The sequence below is a fragment of the uncultured Nisaea sp. genome (assembly GCF_963974195.1).
Taxonomy (GTDB): Bacteria; Pseudomonadota; Alphaproteobacteria; order Thalassobaculales; family Thalassobaculaceae; genus Nisaea.
In genome coordinates, this window is the sequence record NZ_CAXBDC010000019.1 from 1 (window position 1) to 16,471 (window position 16,471).

Genomic DNA, 16,471 nt, shown 5'->3' on the forward strand with positions numbered 1-16,471 from the left:
CGCCCAGCGTGGCGCCCGGTTTCACCACGGCGATGCCGCGCATCAGGCTTTCATAGGTGATGTCCATCAGCCGGCGCGCCTTCACGCCGACCTTGCCGACGCCGTACATCCGGCTGGTATCGCCGTGCCAGCCATTCAGGATAACGGTGACGTCGATATTCAGGATATCGCCGTTCTCCAGCTTCCTGGGGCCCGGAATCCCGTGACAGACAACGTGGTTGATCGAGGTGCAGATCGACTTCGGAAAGCCCTTGTAGCCGAGCGGTGCCGGTGTCGCGCCATGCTCCAGAATGAACTCGTGGCAGAGCCGGTCCAGCTCTTCCGTGGTCACGCCCGGTTTCACGTATGGCGTCAGATAATCAAGGGTCTCGGCGGCCAGGCGTCCGGCCAGGCGCATGCCCTGAAAATCAAGCGGGCCATGCAGCTTGATGGCGCGGTAATTCTCATCCTGGGCGAGTGAAGGATCTTGCATGCTGTTCCAAATGGCGCGGCATGAACCGCGCAATGTCAGTAAATGTGTCTGCCATAAATGCGGCCCGAGGGCGCGAGCGTCAAGTCAATCCAGCCCGGAAAACGCCGTCAGGGCCAGACAACGGGGAGCTGGCGGCGGACGGAAATAGCCTCTGTGGTGATCGATGTGTCGTAGCAGATCGCCTCGACACCGGCCTCGCGCGCGACCCTGAGTGCTTCCGCATAAGCCGGATCGATATCGTCGGCGAGGCAGAACCTGTCGCAATCCATGCGCTGCACCAGATAGACCATGACAGCCCGGTTGCCCTTTGCCACCTCGTTGCCAAGCTCTACCAGATGCTTGGCTCCACGCTTGGTCACCGCATCCGGAAATTCGGCGGCGCCCGGGTTCGGGCCATCGTCGCGTTTTAGGTGAACGTTCTTCACCTCGGCATAGCAGATGCCCTTTTCCGGATCCTCGAGATAAAGGTCGATCCGCGAGTTCTCGCCATATTTGACTTCGCGCCGGAGGCTTTCATATCCGGCGAGTTCGGTGATGGTGCCGTCCCGCACAGCTTCCTCGACGATGGCGTTCGGATGGCCGGTATTGATACCGACAAGGCCGCCGGATGTCTCGATCAGCTCGAACGTGTAAGCGAGCTTGCGCTTCGGATTATCCGATTTCGAGAGCCAGACGCGGGAGCCCGGATCCTTCAGGCCGATCATGCCGCCCGGATTGGGGCAGTGTGCCGTGACCTCGGTTCCGTCGGGGAAACGGACATCGGCCAGGAAGCGCTTGTAACGTTGGATCAGCGTGCCTTCGTAAAGCGGCGACGGAAGTTGCATCGGGGCGTCCGTTGTCTCATGGTTCCGGGACTCTAAATTCCTGATCCGTCATAGCAATCCCGGTCCATCATGTCAGACGAAACCGTCACAGCCGCCTTCCTCATCATCGGTAACGAAATCCTGTCCGGACGCACCAAGGACAAGAATCTCGGATTTCTCGCCGAGAAACTGACCGAAACCGGTATCCGCCTCTCCGAGGTTCGGGTGGTGCGGGACGAGGAGGGGGAGATCGTCGCGGCGGTCCGGGCGCTCTCGGAAGCCTACACATATGTCTTCACCTCCGGCGGGATCGGCCCGACCCATGACGACATCACCTGCGCGTCCATTGCGGCGGCCTTCAACAAGCCGGTAATCCGCAATCCCGAAGCGATGCGCCGGATGGCGGTGCATTACGAAACCATCGGGCGGGAATTCAACGAGGCCCGGAAGAAGATGGCGGAGACTCCGGAAGGGGCCACGCTGATCGACAATGTCGTTTCGGTGGCGCCGGGCTTCATCATCGGCAATGTGCATGTCATGGCCGGCGTGCCGAGCGTGTTCCAGGCGATGGTGCTGGAACTGCTGCCGAAGCTGAAGCATGGAAGCAAGATGAAGTCCCGCTCCGTCAGTTGCACTATCGGAGAGGGAACGGTTGCCGCCGCGCTCGGGGAAATCCAGGACCGGTTCCCGGATGTGGAGATCGGCAGTTACCCCTATTACCGGGCAGGCGGGTTCGGCACCACCCTGGTTGCGCGCGGCACGGACGAGGCTGTGCTGGATGACGTCGCCGAGGCGATCCGGAAAATGATAAGAGACTTTGGTGGCGAGCCGTTCGAAGCACGCCCGGAAGATATGGAGGATACTGAGAATGCCGGTTGAAATCGGCCGCGAGGAGCGTGGCACGGGATGTGTCGTCACGATCACCTGGGAGAACAGCGCCAAGATCAATATCGTTGGCTCCGAGGGGATAGAGGCATTGACCGGGGCGATCACCGCCCTGGAGGCGGATGATAGCGTTCGCGCGGTGATCCTGCGCGGTGCCGGGCACAAGGCCTTCATCGGCGGTGCCGATATCAACGAGATGGCAGCTTGCGATGCGGACAGTGCGGAAGCTTTCATCTCCCGCCTGCATGGCCTGATGAAGGCGATCCGGGAATGCCGGGTGCCGGTGATTGCCGCCATTGACGGATATTGTCTGGGCGCGGGCATGGAAGTCGCCGCAGCCTGCGATATGCGGATCGCAGGCGAAAATGCAAAGTTCGGCATGCCCGAGGTCAAGGTCGGCATCCCATCGGTGATCGAAGCAGCCCTGCTGCCACGCCTGATCGGTTGGGGCAAGGCGTCGTACCTGATCTACACGGGTACCACCATTGACGTTCGCACTGCCCGCGATTGGGGCTTCATCGAGCGCATGGTGACGAGCGAGTCGCTGTTCGAGATCGCCGACGAGATGGCATCCGAGATAGCCAAGGCCGGTCCGGCGGCGATCCGTATCCAGAAGCAGCTTCTCAAGGTCTGGGAAGAAGAGTCGCTGGAAGAGGGCATCGAAGCCGGGATAGAGGCTTTTGCTGCCGCCTACGAAACAGGTGAGCCGCAAACCATGATGCAGGCTTTCCTGGCAAGCAAGAAAGGCGCTGCCTGAGCTATGGAACACGGCCGGTCACTGGCGCTGCTGATCATACTCGCTTTAACGCTCTGCCTTTCAGGTGCTGCCGTTTCGGCCGCAACTTCCGGGGCAGAGCAAAAGGTGGAAGGGGTGTGGGGGATCGCCGGTCCGGACGGGCAGCCGAAATGCAGCGGCACGGCGGTGATGGCATTTCACCGGGGGATCTATGTCCGGGCCTTGCCCAGGCACGGCACGCTCTCCGGTATGCGTGTTCTGGAAATGGGACGTGCCGCCTACCGGATCTCCGGCGACCGTCTGGTGGTCGACCAGGTTCTGACATGGTCCGCACCGGAGCCACGCCGGACCTATCTGATCAAGCGCGGCGGCGCGCCGGAACTGGTTCGGGAGGGGGAGACGCAAGTGATCCTTAAACCCTGTCCGTTTTTAGACCCTAAAGAGTTGATTCAATAATAATCAAAAGCGCATAATCCGTGTGAGACAGGCAAGCTGGAGGGACCTTCCATGGCTGATGGACTGTCCAGAGCGGACCCGCAGAAACCGAAACACATGCACGGTGCGGCCGCGCATCATGACTCTCACCGGGACATCGATTCCGATACCCGGCAGGAGTTTCTTTTCCTCTATACGGATGCTTCGGCGAACATCCGGTTTGCCAAGGCGCAGCAATGGCGCACGCTGATATATTTCTCGGCGCTCTGCGTCGGTGTGGTGGCTGTTGGTGTCTGGCTTCGCTGGGGCGATGTCAGCCTGGTCCGGTTCCTGTTTTATCTGGTCTGGGTCTTCAGCCTGGCGACCGTCGGCACAATCCTGATGCTGCAAAGCTGGCAAAGCTCGGAGGCGAAGAAACAGGCTTTCATGCGCGCCCATTTTGACGAGCTTACCCGGTCGGCACTGGCGCAGAAGTCACGTTTCACCAGTGATGTGCACCGCTATATCATGCTCGGCTTCATGTTGTTCTATGTCGAGATGGCGACCTTCGCCGTGTCCCGCATGCTATGGCCGCACTTTTAACAGACTCTTGGCAATCGGCTCTCCGGGTACGCTTATTGCATGCCGTTTCTTCGGTCTTCCAACCGAGGAGCGAAGCAATGGAAACAATGATCTATACGGGAAGCTATGCAGAAAGTGATAGCGCTCAACTGAAGAGCAACGCGCCGCAAAAGCTCGGCATTGCAAGCATGAGCGGGTTCACGACAGCATTCAATGGCGTCTACAGCTCAAAAATCGAAGAGGAAAACGCCTCTACGGGCAGCGCAGCTGCGGCCAGCGTATCGAATGCCGATACCGGACAATCCGCCGTTGTGACCGCGTTGCTCGATTATCTGCACAAGACGCCCGAGGAGCGGTATTTCGACGCCATTCTGAAGGATAAAGGCCTGACCCAGGAGCAGTATGATGCCCTTCCTCCAAAGGAAAAGGCCGCGCTCAGGGAAGAGATTATGGAAGAGGTCAGGGAGGGGATGATCGCCGACGCCGCCAGAAAAGAGCTGGAAAATCAAGGAGCCTGATGCTGACGTTTACTTAAACCAGAAAATGGAAGGGCGCCATGCGGCGCCCTTTTGAATTCCGTCAGGTTCCTGAAATCGTCATCTCGCCGGGAGACGGAAGCCAGAAATCAACTCCGTCATGCGGCGTGCCTGGCTCTTAGCTGGCGCCGCGTGCGGCTTCTTCCAACAGAGCCGGGTTGCTGACGATACCCGTATCGCCCGGCAGGTTGGCAAGTTGCTCGGCAATGCTCCCGGCAAGTGCGAGCGCCTCCTCACCAGAGAGGTTGTCATTCACGCTTTCGCCAAGCTCGGACGCCTGCCGGCTCTCACCGGTCACGGATATAGAAACGGCCCCGGCGGCACCCGGCGCTTGACCTGCTGCCTGCTGACCTTCGTTGCGCTGAACCGGCTTGGCCTGCGTGCGCGCAATATTCTGGGAGGCGGTGGTGCTGTTGATATCCATGAGACTTTCCTTTGGCTATCAGCCGAGTGCCATCACTCTATCTGCCATGGCCGTGATTGTCACCCTGGCGATTGTCTGCAGGCGGAAATGGGGGATTCCAAAGGGGCGCTGTTCACGGATTTTGTCCGGTTTTATTTCTCCCATTATTCTTTCAGGTGCTCGTAAAAAGTGTTTCCAGAATATTCGCTCCGAAAAAATCCATTATCGGATAGTCGTGGCATAAGTTGTTCGAAGAAAATATCGACGGAATCGACTGAGCCACCGGGTACGGATATGAAGCCATCCATCGCTCCCGCGTTCGTCCATTCCTCGATTTTTTCGATGGCATCATCGACGGTGCCGATGACCTGCCAATGCGCCGATCCGATAACTTCCGGGCATCGCAAAAGAGTTTCCACCGTGGGTTCTTCTCTATGGATCAGGCGGCGCAACAGATTGGAATGAGTCCGGCTGCGGACTGTGGCTGGAGGTGGCGGCAAGTCTGCTGCGGTAATTGGTCTGTCTGTGGGCCATAGACTAAGATCAAGGTCCGTCAATGATTTGATATATTGAAGTTTTTTTACGTTATCCTGTCGGGCGTGAGTCTCCGTGTAGAGATCCCGCGCTTCGCTTTCAGTCGATGCCAGATAAAGGCTGAGGCCGGGAAGAACCAGGATGTCATCTTCGTTTCTGCCATGTGAAGTTGCCCGGCGACGAAGGTCCTTACGAAGCTCCGATGCAACGTCCTTGTCAGGAGTTGCGGCAAAAATAGCATCGGCGATGGAGGCCGCGAAATCGCGTCCGGTCTCGGATGCGCCGGCCTGAATCAACGGGATCGGCGTATCGCCATATGCTGGTACATTCAGCGGGCCTTTTACTGTGTAATACTTTCCAGAGTGATTGATTGACTTGATTTTTGACGTGTCGGCATAGCGACCCGAGGCCCGGTGATTCATCAAAGCGGAATGGGGGTAGCTCTGCCAAAGCTGGCGGACAATTTCGGTGAATTCGATGGCGCGCTCATAGCGCTCGTCGGAAGAGGGCATGGCATCAAGGCCGAAATTCTGGTTTCCGTCCAATGCTGTAACAATGTTCCAGCCGGCCCGGCCATTGCTTAACCAGTTCAGGGACTGGATTTGCCGGGCGACAATGTAAGGTGGAAAGAAGGTGGTGGACGCGGTCGACAGCAGGCCGATACGGCCCGTCTCCCTCGCGATCGATGCCAGTAGGATTGTCGGGTCGAGGCTGCTGAAACCCGGACCTGATTCGAGTATCTGGGAATCGAGGAACAGCGTGTCTGGCCGAAAAACAAAATCCAACTTCGCCTGTTCCGAGCGTTTGGCGATATCGAGATGGAAGTCGCTACCGTAAATATCCTCGATTTTACTATCGTCGCGCCGCCAGGCATCTCCGGCGAGCCAGGTAGGGCTCAAGGACATGCCGATATGCAGTTTTTTTCGATGATTCATGGCCTCGGATCTTTGCAAAAAGACTGAGATGAACGGACGCTCCGAAATCGGTCGTTTTGTGACCCGAAAAAGATCAATTTTATCCGAATATTCAGCGCCTTACGATTGCTGGGCAGTCTACTCTGGTTTATCCTCTGGGCCAAGGTTTCAGAGCGGAGAAACAGTGAAATGCTGGCGGCGCAGGACGTGTCGGTTGCCTATGGGAAAACGACGGTTTTGAAGGCTGTTTCGGTCGCGTTTCGTCCCGGTCGGATGACCGCGCTCGTCGGCCCCAACGGGTGTGGTAAATCGACCTTGCTGAAAGCGGTCATGGGCTTTGTTCCGCTCACCGGAGGAGGCATCACTCTGGAAGGCACACCGACGCATAAAATTCCGCGCCGAAGCTTCGCCCGACGCATGGCCTATCTCCCGCAGGAAAGCTATTGCCCGGATTACCTGACCTTGGGGGAGCTGATCGAGCTGGCGGGATATGCGCGCTATTCACTGCTTAGCGGGCCATCGGATCGTGACCGCCAACTTTTCCGGGCCGCGCTTGAAATTGTCGGCCTGACCGATCTGGTGCATCGGCAAGTCAATTCATTGTCGGGCGGGCAAAGGCAGCGAGCCTGGATCGCCATGGTTCTGGCTCAGGACTCGGACATCGTTCTGATGGACGAGCCGGTCAACCATATCGACGTGAAATTCCAATACTCGGTTTTGGAAATTGTTCGCAACCTGACGATCCGTCACGGGAAAACGGTGATTGCAGTACTGCATGATCTGAATTTGACGACAGCCTTCGCGGACGAGGTGGTGATGCTGCGGGACGGCGAGGTCGTGGCGTCGGGAGCTGTGAGCGAAACAATTAATTCAGCAAGCGTCGAACGTGTTTTCGACCTGGAGGCAGATATCTTCACCCGTAATGGAAGATTGGTCTGTCTGCCCCATATGAGCCATGCGTCTCCGGTTTCGGTATGACCCGCCGCACCGGATTTCTGTGTGGCGCGATATGCGCCATGATGCTCAGTCTGCTCGCCAATCTTTCAATCGGTCCGACAATAATCCCGTGGCAGGACATGCCCGGGATGCTGCTGCATTTCGACGAGGATGATTACCAGCACTTCATCCTGCTTTATCAAAGGCTGCCCAGGGCTTTGATCTCTGTCTATGTCGGTGCGCTGATGGCTTGCGGGGGCGTGATACTGCAAGGATTGACGCGCAATCCGCTGGCTTCTCCAGCGACGCTCGGGATCAATGCCGGCGCGACAATGTTTGTCATTGCGGGTGCCTATTCCTTTGATTTCGGAATAAAGGCACAAGGGGCCGCTGCCTTGGTCGGCGGCGTCGCCGGATTTCTCGGATGCGTCCTCATCGCCAGGCTTGCCGGACGGGAACGCGATCCCCGGGGCATGATGCTGATCTTGTCCGGCGCTCTCTCATCAATGCTTTTTCTCGGCATTGCCAATGCCTTTTTGCTGTCCGATCCCGTCCGGCGGCTGGAATTTCTCGGCTGGGTGACGGGCAACATCAATCATGTCTATGCTGATCGCCTGTATCATTTCTGGTGGATTGGTGTGCTGGCGCTGATCGTTTTTACGCTGCTTGCTCGCCCGCTCACATTGATCACATTGGGGGCGGAGAAGGCGGCATCATCCGGCGTGAATGTCCCTTTGGTGACGGCTCTTGCTCTGACCGCCGTCATGTTCGGGGCGTCATCATCCGTGGCAATCTGCGGACCTATCGGATTTGTCGGGCTTGTGGTGCCGCATATTGTCCGGCCGTTTGTGGGAACCGGGTTTACCGTGAGCCTGCCTGCCTGCGCCGCGACGGGGGCAACCGTGTGTTTGCTGTCTGATCTTTTGGCGCGGCAGGCGTTCGCACCCTATGTGCTGCATACCGGGTTGATCATGAATTTGATTGGCGGCGTGATGTTCGCGCTGACCGTCAAACGCTTTTATCTGTCTGCCGGCTCGGGGCGTGAAACATGAAACAGGCTCTGTCGATTGACGGAAAACCGGTTCTCCGGCTTCGGTCAGGACTTGAAATCCGGGTGGGCGATGTTTGGGCCGGTATCGCCCTGATTGTGGCCGCGATTGTGTTCTCGGGTTTCTCGATCAATATTGGGGTTACGCAAACGGGGTTTGTCGATCTGTTGGAAACAGTGATCGGCGGCCAGCTTGGTGATGACCAAACCTATACGCTTTGGAACATCCGGTTTCCGCGCATTCTCCTTGGTTTCATGGCCGGCTGGTGCGTGGCGATTACCGGCGCGATGCTTCAATCCCTGGCACGCAATCCCCTTGCGGATCCGGGATTGTTCGGATTGAGCCAGGGCGCGATGGCGGTGATTATGCTGCTTCTGGTCTTTCTTCCGAATGCACCGCGCAGCCTGATTCCGTTGGCGGCAATGATCGGTGGGTTGGGTGTCGCTTTTCTGTTGATCTGGTTGACTGGCGGCAGTCACGCGAATGGACTTGCCCTTCTTCTGATGGGAATTGCGGTGGAAACGGTGCTGTCTTCCATCACGTCAATTCTGCTTTTGTATACCCCGCCAGACACATCGTATGCGGTGTCGAGTTGGCTCGCCGGATCGCTTTATCAGGCAAGTTGGAGTGGCATAGTGGCGCTGGCCCCGTGGTGCGTCTTGAGCTTGCCCGCGATTTTTCTGATCGGCAGGGCGTTGCGCTCATATGACCTTGGGGCCGAGATGGCGATGTCTCTTGGCGAACAGGTCTCCCGTTCGCGCCCGATTATTCTGTTCGTTGCCGTGTTGCTGAGCTCAGCCGCCGTCACGGCCGTGGGGCCATTGATGTTTCTTGGTGTGATGGCGCCACATCTGGCCGGTTTCATGTCGCAGGCAACGGGGCGGTCGAGGCTGGTCCTGTCCGGGTTGATGGGAGGAGTTCTGGTTGTCGGCGCTGACTGCCTGACCCGCGGGCTCGCCGGCAATCTTGCCATTCCGATCGGGCTCAGTCTGACGATCATCGGTGTTCCGCTTTTCATCATTTCTCTCCGCCTTAAGGCTCTGAAAGACATGCGTACTGAATGAAAGGTTTCCCCATGCGATTGCTTTTTCTCCTTCCTGCCCTGCTGGCCGTTAATGTCGCTGTCGCGGACGAGCGGCCTCTGATCGACGATACCGGCCGCAATGTCTCTGTTCCGGATAATCCGAAACGGATCGTCGTTCTCCATGAACCACTGGTCGGTTTGCCGCTAATGGACCTTGGTCTCAACCTCGTCGGCAGCTATGGCCGCGCGGACGATGGAAGTTTTGTTACCGCGGTTGATTTTATCGATACGGTGCTCGGTGGAAAATTGTCAAAACCAAAGGGTATTGGCGCTTTTGGCCAGCTCGATGTTGAAAAGGTACGTGCTCTCAAGCCGGATCTGATTGTCGGAACTGAGCTCGATACGGACAAGGTCGATCAGATGTCGAGCGTTGCTCCCATCTATTTGCAGAACGCAAGCACGGGAAAGTCATATGGCTTCGGTGTTGAGGAAAAACTTGCGAAAGTGGTTGGCCGTGAAGACGTGTTCGCCGCGCGCATGGCCGATTATCTGAAGCGTCTGGACAAGACCCGCAAGGCACTGCCGTTTGATCCCGCCGGTCAGGATTATCTCGCTATATTCATTACGGATCAGCTCAATGTCCTGGGGCAGATGTCCGGGCTCATTCAGGCCCTTGAAGATTTGGGGTATGAGCGTGCCGTGCTGAATGAAACGGGCGCCAATAACGGTGTCGGGGCGACCCTGATGGTTCCACTCAATCCGGAAGTTTTCGCACAGCTCAATCCTGACCTGCTTGTTATCATGAACAGCTATGTCGGAGGCGGGCGGGACGAGAAAGCGATACGCGTGCAACTCGACCGTATCGTGCCGGGCTGGAGCCGGTTCCTGAAACCCGAGCGCGAGGGCCGGGTGCTTTATCTGGATTCTGCGGAAGTGACGACGCCGACGGTTGCCAGTGCAGAGCATGCGCTCGATGCGATTGAGGCTTGGGCGAACAAGTAGGCGGGAAATCAGCGGGCCGGATCCCGGCCCGCTGATAATGAGGTATCAGAACTTCACTTTGACGCCGACGCCAAAAGTCCGCGGTTCCGTGACGGACGCCACGATCCCGCCGGCCGTGCGGTCATCATATTTCCAGGTCGGTGTGCGTTCGTCGAAGATGTTGTCGACAAAGGCGAAGACCTGCCGGCCTTCATAAGGCTCATAGGTGACCCGGGTGCTGGCGATCGTATAGGCGTCGATCTCGTAAGCCGGTGTGTTTTCATCGGTTGAGTGGTAGCCCGCCGTATGACGGACATCACCGCTTAGCCTGATCTCGGGAGTGATGTTCCAGTCCGCGCCGACGCTGAACATGTAGTCCGGTGCACGACCGAATTCATTACCATCGTAGCTGTTTCCGACCGTATCGGTGAACTTGCTGACTTCGGTCTGGAGCAGGCCCAGGCTGGCTCGTAGGCGGAGATTGTCGAGGGCCTGATAATCGGCGCTGACTTCCATGCCGTAGGATTTTGCCTCCTCGGCATTCACCACAGTCGAACCATACAGGACGCCATTGAGGTAATCCGGCAGCACGCGCTGTGAATCCTTGTGGTCGGCGAAGAAGATGTTACCGCTGAGCATCAGCCGGTCATTGAGCAGACGCGCACGGGTGAACAGCTCATAATTCCAGACGGTCTCCGGCTTGAAGGTAAAGTAATCGGCCGAGACGAAGCTGAGATTGACGCCGCCCTGGCTGTATCCTTTGCTGACAAGTCCGCCGACCGTGACTTTTGGAGTCACGTCATAGGCGAGGGAGACCTTTGGCAGCACTTCATCGAAGGTTTCATCGTAATCCAGAATGCTGGTGGTGAAGCTTGACGTACCGCTGCGCTGGATATGGTCTCGCTGATAACGCAACCCGCCCGTGAGTCTCCACCGGTCGGTCATGCGCCAGGTCATTTCAGAGAACAGACCAAGATTATCCTTGGTGTCCTCGTATTCAGTCACACCTCGGATGTAGAGTGTGTCTTCTGACGTTACGTGACCGTAGTAGAAGCCGGCGAGTCCACTCAGTGTCGAGTTTTCGGTGCCGAAATTGACGCGTGTCTCGTTCGAGATATCGGCATAGTCGATCGTCGCGCCGCCATTGGTTGTCGGTTGCGCAACACGCTTTGTCAGGCCCTCGGAATACTGGAACTGGTTCACCAGTTCGATGTCGTTGCCAAGGTCATAGTTTACATCGAAAATGCCGGCGTTGGTTTTCACGTCCCAGCTTGGCATCGACGCGGTGCCGGTGTTCAGATCCTCATACGGAAATGCTGCGGCTTCGGATGTCGGCCGGTTGGACTGCGCGTGGAAAACTGTCAGTTTTGCTTCTAGTTCGGGAATTGCATCGGGCAGCACCAGCAATTTGAGGCGGGTGTTGAGAGTCTCGAAATCCTGATCGGTCTTCCCCGTTGCGAAATTCGGGTTCGTGTAGGTGATGAAGGTATCCCGGCCGCTGTAATCGGCTGAAATGCGTGCAGCGACTTCTTCGCTAAGCGGACCCGAGGCGGCAATTGATGCACGCCTGTTGTTCCGGTTGCCGTATTGCAACTGGGCTTCCGCTTCCGGTGTGAAGGTCGGGTCCTTGGTTTTGACGACAATGGCGCCGGCGATGCTGTTCGCGCCCTGGGTCGTCGTTTGCGGGCCTTTGTAGACTTCAATCCGCTCAACGTCCCAGATCGAGGCTGCCCCGAATACGTATTCGTTGAAGCTTAGGTAATGGCCGTCGAGATTGATCCTGGCGCGCGGGACGGTCCCACCGAAAAATGCCCCCGAGCCCCAGTTGGCGCCCTGACTGTCAATGCCGCGGATAAACGGCGCGCTGACTGTATCCGTGTAGAGAACGTTCGGCGTCCCCCTGAGGATATCGGAGACGTCCGCAGCTTCAGCCTTCGCCTCGATATCGTCGGCGGTCAGGACGGTGACCGAACTGGCCGTTTCCTTGAGGCTACGTTCAACCTTTTCACCGGTCACGGTGATTGCCGGGAGTTTCGTGGAATTTTCGGCTTGTGCCGTTGAGTCCTGGGCGAAGCTTGCTGTTGTCATTATCGACGAGAGCGACACGACACTAACGCTGCCGAGCAGCATCGCGATCAAGCGCTTATTCATGAGAAATCGTTCTCCACGTGGCGGGTTCCCTGGCTTGCGTCTTGACGCTGGCTTTCGATCAGTTTTGGTGGCGTGGCGAGAGAAGAGCTGCCACGGATATGGGTGACCTTTATTCCGCTATACAGAATGCATTCTGCATAGCAATATTGAGAATGATACGCAATATGAATTGATCACGATATATGTGCCCCGTAAGGCATGCTGAATGGTCAGCCAATTACTTGAAATCAAACTCGTTATGGACGAGATAAGCGCAATGGAGGACCGTATCGGACCTGTCGCTGCAGAAAAAGAACAGAGATATGCACTCTATTGAATTGGGGAACGCCCATGAATGACCGTTCCCTTGAGAAGAAAGAAAAGCGATCTGGAAACATCCAGTCTGTTTCGATCGCGGCTCGCTTTCTGGATGTCCTGGCAAAGTCGGAAGGCCCGTTGGCGCTCGGTACGCTCGCAAACTTGACGGAGACGGGTAACTCGACCGCCCATCGTTACCTGCAAAGTCTTGTGAAGGAAGGATTGGCCGCTCAGGATCCTGCCAGCGGTTGGTATGACCTTGGGCCGGCGGCTCTCCAGATCGGCATTGGCGCGTTGCGGCGTGTGGAGCCGGTTGAGATCGCCGCGCGCCACATGAAGGAGCTGACGACAAGGATCGCGGCTGCCGGGGGCGTTGCCATCTGGACCAATCGCGGCCCGACCATCGTACGATGGTATAGGGGGGCTTATTTCACCCTGAACCCGGTTGGCCTTGGCGATACCTTGCCGTTGGATGTTACTGCCTGCGGTATGGTGTTTCAGGCGTATCTTCCCAAAAGCCAGATCAAGGACGCCCGCAAGGTGCAGCTTGAACGCTTCAAGGGCGCGCTCCCGTCGCCCGAGGTGCTGGAAGGCATTAGGCAAACGAGAAAGGCCGAACAGGTCGGTCACCTCCTGCCGGCTGTTGTCGGCCGTGCGGCTCCGGTGTTCGACCCGCAGGGAGAGTTGGCCTGTGTCGTGACAACTGTCTCTAACCTGGGGCAGGAAGACAGCGAGGACGACCGGGAAGCTTTGTTCGAAACCGCTAAGCTGATTTCATTCGAGACTGGTGAAAGAAAAGACGCGTAGGGACAGCAGGAAGTAGCCGTGAAGCAGTGCTGTCTGTTTAATCCGGGATCGATGGCCTCTGCGCCGTAATCGCTGTCAGGCCGGCTCCCAGGCGCTCCAGGAGGGCAGCCATATATGCGGGGGGCGGTGCTTCCGCATAGACGGGTGGCTTGCTCTGTTGCATCGGCAGTCGCAGGGCGCGGGAGTGGAGTTGCAGGGGTTCTCTGTCTTCTCCACCTTCTTCCGCGCCATAGAGTGGGTCTCCGATGATCGGGCAGCCGATGGAGGCCAGGTGGACGCGGATCTGGTGCGTCCGGCCGGTGCGCGGGAAGCATTCGATAAAGCACAAGCCGTCCGCGGCGCTTACGACCCGATAGTCGGTGATGCTTTCTTGCCCGTCTTTCCTGTCCACCACCATGCGCCAGCCCTTGTCTTTGCTGGTGACTTTCCTCAGGGGGAGTTCAATGCGGCCTTCCGGTTCCTTCGGGACACCTTTTGTAATGGCCCAATAGGTTTTCTCGACAAGGCCTTCACGGAACAGTTTTCCGAGCTTCTTCAATCCTTTCGGATTGCGCCCGAGGACGAGGCAGCCGCTGGTGTCGCGGTCCAGCCGGTGTCCGAGTGCCGGGACATGCTGGATGCCGTATGTCAGATGCTTGAAATAGGCTTCGAGATTATCCCCGCCGCCTGGCCCTTCATGGACAGGCAATCCCGGAGGCTTGTCGATAACCAGAATCAGCCCGTCCCGATGCACTACCCGGTCCCGAATTTCTTCTGGAGTCATGGAAAAGCCTTTCAAAATGAAAACGGCCCCGCGCCGGGTACGGGCGGGGCCGTTTCGGTGTTTCGCTGGTCGTGTTAGTTCGGGATCTTGCCCTGAACGCCTTCGACATACCAGTTCATGCCGAGCAAAGCGCCATCGTCGAGCATTTCGCCTTTCTTGACCTTCACGGCGCCGCTCTGATCCTTGATGGGTCCATCAAATGCGTGGATGGAGCCGTCCTTGAGGCTTGCGATCGCGTCGTTGGCAAGCTTCTGCACATCGGCGGGGATAACATCGTTGAACGGTGCCATCTCTACCATGCCGGACTTCAGGCCACCCCAGGTGTCCTGGGATTCCCAGGTGCCGTCCATCACGGCTTTGGCCCGTTCGACGTAATAGCCGTCCCAATTGTCGATGATGGCGGAAAGCTGGGCTTTCGGCGCGAACTTGACCATGTCCGAGGCCTGGCCGAAGCCGTAGACACCACGGGATTCGGCGACCTGGAGCGGAGACGGGGAGTCGGTATGCTGCAGGATGATGTCCGCACCCTGATCTATCAGGGCCTTGGCCGCATCGCCTTCCTTGCCCGGATCGTACCAGGAATTCACCCAGACGACCTTGACCTCGGCCTCCGGGTTGACCGAACGCAGGGCAATCGTGAAGGCGTTGATGCCCCGGATCACTTCGGGGATCGGAAAGGAGCCGACATAGCCGATCACGTTCGACTTGGTCATCTTTCCGGCGATCAGGCCGGCGACATAGCGGCCTTCATAGAAGCGTGCGGCATAGGTCGAGACGTTCTTGTCACGCTTGTAGCCGGTCGCATGTTCGAACTTAACGTCCGGAAACTTCTTGGCGACCTTCACGGTCGGATTCATGAAGCCGAAGGAGGTGGTGAAGATCAGCTTGTTGCCGTCGCTGGCGAGCTGGCGGAGGACGCGCTCCGCATCGGGGCCTTCCTGCACGCTTTCGACGAAAGTCGTTGTCACTTTTCCGGCGAGTTCCTTCTCGATGGCCTGGCGGCCGATATCGTGGCGATAGGTCCAGCCATGATCGCCAACCGGACCGACATAGACGAAGCCGACCTTGAGTTCTTCCGCGTTGGCGCTGGAGGGGACTACACCCGCCGCAAGCACCGTCGCCGCCAAACCTGCACCGCCGAGGAGGGCGCGCACGATGTCTCTAATCATTGAGATCTCCTGAATTTGTGAAGCCTTGAGGCGACGGTTGCCGGCCTCTTGCCGGTCTTGTTGCGCCTAGAGGGTGATCCTCCCGTATCATTTTCCGAACCGGCGGAACAATACGATACCTGATTGCAAGCCTTGCCCGGTTCAGACAGCCGCAAATATGACAATTCGATTGCTGTCTGTGAAGCGGCAACACGCACCGGGGGCGTGAATCTTTGATATCCGTATATGGAAGGAGGGGGCTGAAGTCCGGCGGCAGGAAGCCGGGCTGGCGCGTGCAGTGACTGTACGTGCTGAAAGTGTCCCTGGACAGTGCTCATGGAATGGATAAGCGAGCCGTGCATGGCAAAGCCACCGGCTATGTCAGGCAACAGCCGGGGGACGCTTGTGCCGCTCGGTCATCGCCCAAAGGGGCGGCGATGACGGCTCTTCTTAATCGGCGACCGACAGGTCGACCGCCTTGGGGCCGCGGGCGTCTTCCTGAACTTCAAAATTCAGTCTCTGACCCTCGGAGATGGTTGCCAAGCCGGAGTTCTGCACGGCAGAAACATGAACGAAGACATCGCGGGATCCATCTTCGGGCGTGATGAACCCGTATCCCTTGTCGGTCTTGAAAAATTTCACTGTACCCGTTGGCATGACTGGAAACTCTCCCTGCTCACAAAGCCAAAAACACACTCACTCAGACACTTACCCTTAGACACGCTTTCGGAGAGACACCCAGCACGGACTGGCGGAAGGCACTCCATTTTCAAAGCCGTCCACAGACCAATCTGAGATAGGGTGGGGATATTGGCGCGGCAAGTGAAGTTGTGATTAAAAGTCGTGTTTGCAATGAAAGGATCATCAACCGATGGTCGTTTGTAAAAGCCGGTGCTGAAGCAAAAAAAACCGCGCCTGGACGATCGGGAGGGCGGGGAATGCCGGGATCGATCACGTGTGGCGCGGCTTTGAGACGACTCTCTGGATATCCATTCAATCCGGGGAAAAGCTGGAGAGCACCAACGCTGGGGGACGT

The 16,471-nt window shown here is 57.6% G+C and carries 18 protein-coding genes; 10 read left to right on the forward strand and 8 right to left on the reverse strand.

Annotated elements, in window-relative coordinates; all coding sequences use genetic code 11:
- Both AAC126_RS06320 and sfsA read right to left on the reverse strand, forming a co-directional pair.
- On the reverse strand, positions 1–472 hold a 472-nt coding region (locus tag AAC126_RS06320), incomplete at its 3' end, for a M24 family metallopeptidase (protein WP_339851197.1).
- Positions 473–579: 107 nt separating this feature from the next.
- Positions 580–1,296 carry a DNA/RNA nuclease SfsA gene (gene sfsA, locus AAC126_RS06325; protein ID WP_339851200.1) on the reverse strand — a complete coding sequence of 239 codons (717 nt, stop codon included), beginning with the start codon at positions 1,294–1,296 and terminating at the stop codon, positions 580–582.
- Between the two features lie 69 nt (positions 1,297–1,365).
- Here sfsA and AAC126_RS06330 point away from each other — a divergent pair, with 69 nt between their 5' ends.
- The 5 genes from AAC126_RS06330 to AAC126_RS06350 all read left to right on the forward strand — a co-directional run bounded on the left by AAC126_RS06330 (position 1,366) and on the right by AAC126_RS06350 (position 4,410).
- Entirely contained in the window at positions 1,366–2,154 is a 789-nt protein-coding gene (locus AAC126_RS06330; RefSeq protein WP_339851202.1) for a competence/damage-inducible protein A, read from the forward strand.
- Positions 2,144–2,917 (forward strand): enoyl-CoA hydratase, encoded by a 774-nt coding sequence (locus AAC126_RS06335; protein ID WP_339851204.1) that lies wholly within the window; start codon positions 2,144–2,146, stop codon positions 2,915–2,917. The genes AAC126_RS06330 and AAC126_RS06335 overlap by 11 nt, the downstream gene beginning before the upstream one ends.
- Before the next feature lie 3 nt (positions 2,918–2,920).
- On the forward strand, positions 2,921–3,352 hold the full coding sequence (locus AAC126_RS06340) for a hypothetical protein (RefSeq protein WP_339851206.1): 432 nt from the start codon (positions 2,921–2,923) through the stop codon (positions 3,350–3,352).
- A gap of 51 nt (positions 3,353–3,403) precedes the next feature.
- The gene (locus AAC126_RS06345; RefSeq protein WP_339851208.1) at positions 3,404–3,913 is read left to right on the forward strand and encodes a hypothetical protein; all 510 of its coding nucleotides are present in this window, start codon (positions 3,404–3,406) and stop codon (positions 3,911–3,913) included.
- A gap of 77 nt (positions 3,914–3,990) precedes the next feature.
- Positions 3,991–4,410 carry a hypothetical protein gene (locus tag AAC126_RS06350; RefSeq protein WP_339851211.1) on the forward strand — a complete coding sequence of 140 codons (420 nt, stop codon included), beginning with the start codon at positions 3,991–3,993 and terminating at the stop codon, positions 4,408–4,410.
- A gap of 136 nt (positions 4,411–4,546) precedes the next feature.
- Here the strand turns inward: AAC126_RS06350 and AAC126_RS06355 are convergent, their stop codons facing one another.
- Complete coding sequence (locus AAC126_RS06355) at positions 4,547–4,852, reverse strand: hypothetical protein (protein WP_339851212.1); 306 nt, start codon at positions 4,850–4,852, stop codon at positions 4,547–4,549.
- 143 nt (positions 4,853–4,995) lie between these two features.
- Complete coding sequence (locus AAC126_RS06360; protein WP_339851214.1) at positions 4,996–6,300, reverse strand: NtaA/DmoA family FMN-dependent monooxygenase; 1,305 nt, start codon at positions 6,298–6,300, stop codon at positions 4,996–4,998.
- A 168-nt stretch (positions 6,301–6,468) separates the two neighbouring features.
- Between AAC126_RS06360 and AAC126_RS06365 the strand changes: the two genes are divergently transcribed.
- Genes AAC126_RS06365 through AAC126_RS06380 form a run of 4 tightly spaced genes read left to right on the forward strand, consistent with a single transcriptional unit; the run spans position 6,469 to position 10,290 of the window.
- Positions 6,469–7,257, forward strand: a complete 789-nt coding sequence (locus tag AAC126_RS06365; RefSeq protein ID WP_339851216.1) for an ABC transporter ATP-binding protein — start codon at positions 6,469–6,471, stop codon at positions 7,255–7,257.
- 41 nt (positions 7,258–7,298) lie between these two features.
- A complete protein-coding gene (locus AAC126_RS06370; RefSeq protein WP_339851300.1) occupies positions 7,299–8,267 on the forward strand; it encodes an iron ABC transporter permease in 969 nt (322 codons plus the stop codon).
- Positions 8,264–9,328 (forward strand): iron ABC transporter permease, encoded by a 1,065-nt coding sequence (locus tag AAC126_RS06375; protein ID WP_339851218.1) that lies wholly within the window; start codon positions 8,264–8,266, stop codon positions 9,326–9,328. Before AAC126_RS06370 ends, AAC126_RS06375 begins: the two co-directional genes overlap by 4 nt.
- An 11-nt stretch (positions 9,329–9,339) precedes the next feature.
- Positions 9,340–10,290, forward strand: coding sequence for an ABC transporter substrate-binding protein (locus AAC126_RS06380; RefSeq protein WP_339851220.1), 951 nt, complete (start codon positions 9,340–9,342; stop codon positions 10,288–10,290).
- 45 nt (positions 10,291–10,335) lie between these two features.
- Here the strand turns inward: AAC126_RS06380 and AAC126_RS06385 are convergent, their stop codons facing one another.
- On the reverse strand, positions 10,336–12,420 hold the full coding sequence (locus tag AAC126_RS06385; RefSeq protein ID WP_339851221.1) for a TonB-dependent receptor: 2,085 nt from the start codon (positions 12,418–12,420) through the stop codon (positions 10,336–10,338).
- 330 nt (positions 12,421–12,750) lie between these two features.
- On the opposite strand from AAC126_RS06385, the gene AAC126_RS06390 reads away from it, so the two are divergent.
- Positions 12,751–13,524 (forward strand): IclR family transcriptional regulator, encoded by a 774-nt coding sequence (locus AAC126_RS06390; protein WP_339851223.1) that lies wholly within the window; start codon positions 12,751–12,753, stop codon positions 13,522–13,524.
- 37 nt (positions 13,525–13,561) lie between these two features.
- Here AAC126_RS06390 and AAC126_RS06395 read toward each other — a convergent pair whose 3' ends face one another.
- From AAC126_RS06395 to AAC126_RS06405, 3 genes are all read right to left on the reverse strand, one after another.
- Complete coding sequence (locus AAC126_RS06395) at positions 13,562–14,287, reverse strand: RNA pseudouridine synthase (RefSeq protein ID WP_339851226.1); 726 nt, start codon at positions 14,285–14,287, stop codon at positions 13,562–13,564.
- Positions 14,288–14,361: 74 nt separating this feature from the next.
- Entirely contained in the window at positions 14,362–15,456 is a 1,095-nt protein-coding gene (locus tag AAC126_RS06400; RefSeq protein WP_339851228.1) for a BMP family ABC transporter substrate-binding protein, read from the reverse strand.
- Positions 15,457–15,885: 429 nt separating this feature from the next.
- Positions 15,886–16,092: a cold-shock protein gene (locus AAC126_RS06405; RefSeq protein ID WP_193171024.1), complete on the reverse strand. Its 207-nt coding sequence runs from the start codon at positions 16,090–16,092 to the stop codon at positions 15,886–15,888.
- Positions 16,093–16,471: the final 379 nt, after the last annotated feature.

What these genes read in the sequence shown, in the direction of transcription:
- sfsA (WP_339851200.1), bottom strand. Translation starts at nt 1,296, where the DNA reads ATGCAACTTCCGTCGCCGCTTTACGAAGGCACGCTGATCCAACGTTAC.
- AAC126_RS06330 (WP_339851202.1), top strand. Translation starts at nt 1,366, where the DNA reads ATGTCAGACGAAACCGTCACAGCCGCCTTCCTCATCATCGGTAACGAA.
- AAC126_RS06335 (WP_339851204.1), top strand. Translation starts at nt 2,144, where the DNA reads ATGCCGGTTGAAATCGGCCGCGAGGAGCGTGGCACGGGATGTGTCGTC.
- AAC126_RS06340 (WP_339851206.1), top strand. Translation starts at nt 2,921, where the DNA reads ATGGAACACGGCCGGTCACTGGCGCTGCTGATCATACTCGCTTTAACG.
- AAC126_RS06345 (WP_339851208.1), top strand. Translation starts at nt 3,404, where the DNA reads ATGGCTGATGGACTGTCCAGAGCGGACCCGCAGAAACCGAAACACATG.
- AAC126_RS06350 (WP_339851211.1), top strand. Translation starts at nt 3,991, where the DNA reads ATGGAAACAATGATCTATACGGGAAGCTATGCAGAAAGTGATAGCGCT.
- AAC126_RS06355 (WP_339851212.1), bottom strand. Translation starts at nt 4,852, where the DNA reads ATGGATATCAACAGCACCACCGCCTCCCAGAATATTGCGCGCACGCAG.
- AAC126_RS06360 (WP_339851214.1), bottom strand. Translation starts at nt 6,300, where the DNA reads ATGAATCATCGAAAAAAACTGCATATCGGCATGTCCTTGAGCCCTACC.
- AAC126_RS06365 (WP_339851216.1), top strand. Translation starts at nt 6,469, where the DNA reads ATGCTGGCGGCGCAGGACGTGTCGGTTGCCTATGGGAAAACGACGGTT.
- AAC126_RS06370 (WP_339851300.1), top strand. Translation starts at nt 7,299, where the DNA reads ATGCTCAGTCTGCTCGCCAATCTTTCAATCGGTCCGACAATAATCCCG.
- AAC126_RS06375 (WP_339851218.1), top strand. Translation starts at nt 8,264, where the DNA reads ATGAAACAGGCTCTGTCGATTGACGGAAAACCGGTTCTCCGGCTTCGG.
- AAC126_RS06380 (WP_339851220.1), top strand. Translation starts at nt 9,340, where the DNA reads ATGCGATTGCTTTTTCTCCTTCCTGCCCTGCTGGCCGTTAATGTCGCT.
- AAC126_RS06385 (WP_339851221.1), bottom strand. Translation starts at nt 12,420, where the DNA reads ATGAATAAGCGCTTGATCGCGATGCTGCTCGGCAGCGTTAGTGTCGTG.
- AAC126_RS06390 (WP_339851223.1), top strand. Translation starts at nt 12,751, where the DNA reads ATGAATGACCGTTCCCTTGAGAAGAAAGAAAAGCGATCTGGAAACATC.
- AAC126_RS06395 (WP_339851226.1), bottom strand. Translation starts at nt 14,287, where the DNA reads ATGACTCCAGAAGAAATTCGGGACCGGGTAGTGCATCGGGACGGGCTG.
- AAC126_RS06400 (WP_339851228.1), bottom strand. Translation starts at nt 15,456, where the DNA reads ATGATTAGAGACATCGTGCGCGCCCTCCTCGGCGGTGCAGGTTTGGCG.
- AAC126_RS06405 (WP_193171024.1), bottom strand. Translation starts at nt 16,092, where the DNA reads ATGCCAACGGGTACAGTGAAATTTTTCAAGACCGACAAGGGATACGGG.